Source organism: Pseudomonas sp. B6(2017), from assembly GCF_002112765.1.
GTDB lineage: Bacteria > Pseudomonadota > Gammaproteobacteria > Pseudomonadales > Pseudomonadaceae > Aquipseudomonas > Aquipseudomonas piscis.
In genome coordinates this window covers 1-636 of sequence record NZ_NEIQ01000075.1, presented here as the reverse complement: position 1 = coordinate 636, position 636 = coordinate 1, and the positions used below count along the sequence as shown (strand labels likewise).

General features: G+C 69.0%; 1 pseudogene. It reads right to left on the bottom strand.

Annotated elements, in window-relative coordinates:
* Positions 1–636: pseudogene (locus tag CAG11_RS33750) on the bottom strand (hypothetical protein); the annotation flags it as partial.

Below are 636 nucleotides of genomic sequence, written 5' to 3'. Positions count from 1 at the left end.
ACCCTGGTTCACCAGGTGCTGGGCGGCCTGCAGGCCCAGGGCGCCGAAGCCGCCGGTGATGGCGTAGGTGGCGTCCGGAACGCATTGCGGCTTGCCCTTAGGGCCTGGCGCGACTGCCTCCTGCAAGCGCAGGACCTGGCAGGCCTGGGTACCGATGGCCAGCACATCCTCGCTCTTGTGCCCCAGGGCGCCTCGTAGCAGGCCGAAGGTGCTATCGCTGTTCAAGGCTGCCGGATCGATGTCGATCAAGCCTGCCCAGAGGCCTGGCTGTTCGCCGGCGACAATCCGCGCCACGCCCCACAGCGGCGACTGGGCCAGGGCGGTCCGGTTGGCCATGGCCTTGACTCCGAAGGTCACGCAACCCAGGCGCAGGGATGGCTGCTCCAGGGCCAGGCGCTGGACCTGCTGTGTAGCTTGCAGCAGGCGCCAGGCATTGGCCTCGACCGCATCCGACAACGCCTCATCGTCTGCCGGTACGCTGCCGAGCACTAGCACCAGCGTCGGCTGTCCGTTCAAGCGCAATTCGGCGCCGTCTCGCACCCGGGCATGCTCGATCCCGGCCCGGCGCAGCCCCAGGGACAAACGCTGCCCGGCCTCGTCGTCCGATCCGAGGAGCACCAACTTCGGCAGCGGCTC